Origin of the sequence: Thalassospira sp. MCCC 1A01428 (assembly GCF_002115825.1) — a bacterium.
In the GTDB taxonomy this organism is placed as follows: Bacteria; Pseudomonadota; Alphaproteobacteria; order Rhodospirillales; family Thalassospiraceae; genus Thalassospira.
Map to the genome: position 1 here is coordinate 1 of NZ_JFJZ01000191.1, position 313 is coordinate 313.

General features: G+C 51.8%; 1 protein-coding gene. It reads right to left on the reverse strand.

Annotated elements, in window-relative coordinates; all coding sequences use genetic code 11:
- Positions 1-313, reverse strand: a 313-nt coding sequence (locus THS27_RS26555) for a tripartite tricarboxylate transporter permease (protein WP_210403048.1), incomplete at both ends; no start/stop codon positions are given.

The window sequence follows — 313 nt, forward strand, 5'->3', positions numbered from 1 at the left end:
ATCGGCACAGTCGGAATGTTCAGCTTGCGCAGAAGATAACCGATCACACCAAAAATGATCATCATCAGAAGATCAAAGGTCGAGCCGGAAATGCCATAAATGCCGACAAACGATATCATGGTGACGGCCGGCATCAGATATTTGCTGGGAACGCGCAGTACCCGCACAAACAGCCCGACCATCGGAATGTTAAGGCAAAGCAGCATGATATTGCCGATGAACAGGGCCGCAATCAGACCCCAGACAACATCGGGACGCTGGGTAAACAGAAGCGGACCCGGCGTAATGTTAAGCGCCATCAGCATGGCAAGCA